We start from the raw sequence: 3,383 nt of genomic DNA on the forward strand, positions 1-3,383 counted from the left end.
TTGGTGATCAGCCTCTACGTAGAGCGGTTACCAGATCTTCACCAGCTTGTCGCCCGAGCGAACCATCTTCGCGTCCGGCTTGCACTGGAATGCCGTGGCAAAGGCCGCCATGTTCGACGGTGCGCCGATCGCGCGCAGCGAGGCCGGCGCGTGCGGGTCGGTGTTGAGGTACAACATGGCCTGCTTCTCACGGACGCTGCCGCGCCAGACGCGGGCCCAGTTGAGGAAGAAGCGCTGGTCCTGCGTGTAGCCGTCGATCTTGGAGTCGGCTTCCTGCGGGTTCTTCTTCAAGGCTTCCTGCAGGGCGTCATACGCCACCGCCGTGCCGCCCAGGTCGGCGATATTCTCGCCCAGGGTCAGCTGGCCATTGACGTGCAGGTCCGGCTTGTCCTTGAGCGGTGCGTAGTCGTTGAACTGGTCGACCAGCCTCTTCGTGCGCTCCTCGAACTTCTTCTTGTCGGCGGCCGTCCACCAGTTCTTGTTGTTGCCTTCGCCATCGAACTGGCTGCCTTCGTCGTCGAAGCCATGGCTGGCTTCGTGACCGATCACCGCGCCGATGCCGCCGTAGTTGATCGCGTCGTCGCCCTTGGCATCGAAGAACGGCGGCTGCAGGATCGCGGCCGGGAAGTTGATCGTGTTGTCGGTCGGGTTGTAGTACGCGTTCACCGTCTGCGGCGTCATGCCCCAGTCGAGGCGATCGGTCGGCTTGCCGATCTTGGCGATGTCGTAGTGATAGTTGAACTTGCTGGCAGCCTGCACGTTCGTGTAGTAGTCGTCGCCGCTCACTTCCAGGCCCGACCAGTCACGCCACTTGTCCGGGTAGCCGATCTTGGGCAGGAAGGTATTCCACTTCTGGATCGCCTTTTCCTTCGTCTCGGCGCTCATCCAGTCGAGGTTTTCGATGCGTGCCTTGAGGGCGTTGCGCACGTTGTCGACCAGTTCGGTGGCGCGCTGCTTCGCTTCGGGCTTGAACACCTTGGCGACGTACAGCTGGCCGAGGGCTTCGCCCATCGACGCGTTGACGGTACCGAGCACGCGCTTCCAGCGATCCTTCTGCTTCGGCTGGCCGGCGAGGGTCTTGCCGTAGAAACCGAACTTGTTGTCCTGGAAGGTCTTGGACAGGTACGGCGAAGCGCTGTCGATCGCGTGGAAGCGCAGGTAAGCCTGCCACGTGCTGACCGGCGTCGCTGCCAGCATCTTGTCGAACGCCTTGAAGAACTTCGGCTGGGACAGCGAGAAGCCCTTGTCGATGGTCACGCTCTGGGCGGCGAAGAACTTCTCCCAGTTGAAGTGCGGCGTGATCTTGTCGGCTTCGGCCACGGTGACGAAGTGGTACTGGTTTTCCGGGGCGCGCAGTTCGACCGGCGCCAGCGAGGCGGCAGCCAGCTGCGTCTCGAATGCCATGACGGCATCGGCCTGGGTCTTCGCGTCAGTATCGGAGACGCCGGCGAGGGTCAGGGTCTTGGTGATGTAGTCGACATAGGCCTTGCGGTTGTCGGCCTGCTTCGGATCGGTGTAGTAGTCCTTGGTCGGCAGACCGAGGCCGTCCTGCTGCGCATAGCCAATCTGCATCTTCGCGTTCTTGAAGTCGGCGCCCGAGCCGAAGCCGAACACGTAGCTGTTGCCATCGGCGAAGCTCTGGTCGAGGAAGTTGGCCACGTCGTCGCTGTTCTTCAGGCCGTCGATCTTGGCCAGTTCCGGCTTGAGCGGCTCGATGCCGGCCTTCTCGATCACCGATTCGTTCATGCCCGAGCGATAGAGCAGGCCGATCTTCTGCTCGATCGAGCCGGCCTTGGCATTCGCCGCACCCTTGTCCATGGCATCGACGATGTCGTGCTGCGTGGACAAGCTGTTTTCGGCGAGCTGGTCGAAGGCGCCCCAGCGGGTGCGGTCTTCGGGAATCGGGTTGACCGCCACCCACTTGGCGTTGACGAAGCCGTTGAAGTCGTCGCAGGCGTCGATCGTCGTGTCGATGTCGGCCACATTGAACGTGGGCGCGGCAGGTGCTGCAGCGGTCGTGGCGGCCGGCGCCGGGGCGGCGCTGCCGGTGGCGGCAGGCGGGTTGCCGCCCGGAACGGCCGTATCGGCATCGTTGTGCTTGCTGCATGCCGTGCCGGCGAGCGCGACGCTTAGCGCGAGTGCGAGCGGCTTCAGGTACTGCTTGGTCATGAGTGTCCCTCTGTCCAGTGAAAGCGGTGCCCCCGGGCACCGGTGGGTTCCGAGCATAGCCGTTGGGAACGGCCTGGAGGGCCGACCGTGACGAAGGTCATGGATTGAGAAAATTCGTAAGACCTTGCGGACTTTGTCCCCGGGCTGTCATGCGCCGTTCTTACGCTGGTCAGACCGCATGACAGGGGATGCGGATCCGTGCAGTCCGGCCGCTACACCTTTCGAGGAGCTTAGTCATGCGCAAGTTACTGGCCGCAGGCATCGCCTGCGTGCTCACCCTCTCCGCCGCGTCGATCGTCGCCGCCCAGCAGGTGGCCTCCGCCCCTGCCGATGCCGCCACCACCGCGCTCGGCTTCGGCCACGGCGGTCACGGTAGCGATCCGCGCACCGCCACGCCGATCAAGCATCTGGTCGTGATCTTCCAGGAGAACGTTTCCTTCGATCACTACTTCGGCACCTATCCGCTTGCCGAAAATGGCAAGGGCGAGCCATCGTTCTATGCGCGGCCCTTTACGCCGCCGGTGAATGGCCTGTCGCATCGCCTGCTGACGAAGAATCCCAACGCGGCCAACAGCGGCAATGCCGACGCGGCAATCAACCCGTTCCGCCTCGCGCGTACACAGGCGGCGACGGCCGATCAGGACCACGGCTATACCTCGGAACAGCGCGCCTTCGATGGCGGCAAGATGGATCTCTTCCCGCTGTATACCGGTCACGGTGAAACCCTGCCGGGTGGCGATGCCGCTGAGGAAGGTAAGGGCCAGGTGATGGGTTACTACGACGGCAACACCGTCACCGCCTTCTGGAATTACGCGCAGAACTTCGCCATGAGCGACAACCACTACGGCACCGGCTTCGGTCCGTCGTCGCCGGGTGCGGTGAACCTGATCGCGGGCCAGACCGCCGGTGTGATCGACACGCTCAACGGCACGGGTGCCGAGACCGACGATGGCCACGGCGGCCTGACCATGATCGGCGACCCCGATCCGATCGGCGACGTCTGCTCTTCGCCCACGGCTAGCCAGGCGACGATGGGCGGCCGCAATATCGGCAACCTTCTCAACGATCACAATGTCACCTGGGGCTGGTTCCAGGGCGGCTTCGACCTCACGCTCACCAACCCCGACGGCAGCACCGGCTGCACGCGTCGCACGTTGTCGAAGGTGACCAACACCACCTCGAACGATTACAGCCCGCATCATTCGCCTTTCCAG

Annotated in this window: 2 protein-coding genes; one reads left to right on the plus strand and one right to left on the minus strand. The window is 63.6% G+C overall.

The window, feature by feature from the left end:
- Positions 1 to 27: 27 nt before the first annotated feature.
- Complete coding sequence (locus AC1DSN_RS20240) at positions 28 to 2,169, minus strand: M13 family metallopeptidase (RefSeq protein ID WP_477332479.1); 2,142 nt, start codon at positions 2,167 to 2,169, stop codon at positions 28 to 30.
- Positions 2,170 to 2,405: 236 nt separating this feature from the next.
- Between AC1DSN_RS20240 and AC1DSN_RS20245 the strand changes: the two genes are divergently transcribed.
- The coding region (locus AC1DSN_RS20245; RefSeq protein ID WP_477332481.1) for an alkaline phosphatase family protein at positions 2,406 to 3,383 on the plus strand (978 nt) is incomplete at its 3' end.

The organism is Luteibacter sp. P4_D7_3 (genome assembly GCF_056401735.1).

Excerpts from the sequence above, each read along its gene's own strand:
- AC1DSN_RS20240 (WP_477332479.1), bottom strand. The coding sequence starts at position 2,169 with ATGACCAAGCAGTACCTGAAGCCGCTCGCACTCGCGCTAAGCGTCGCG.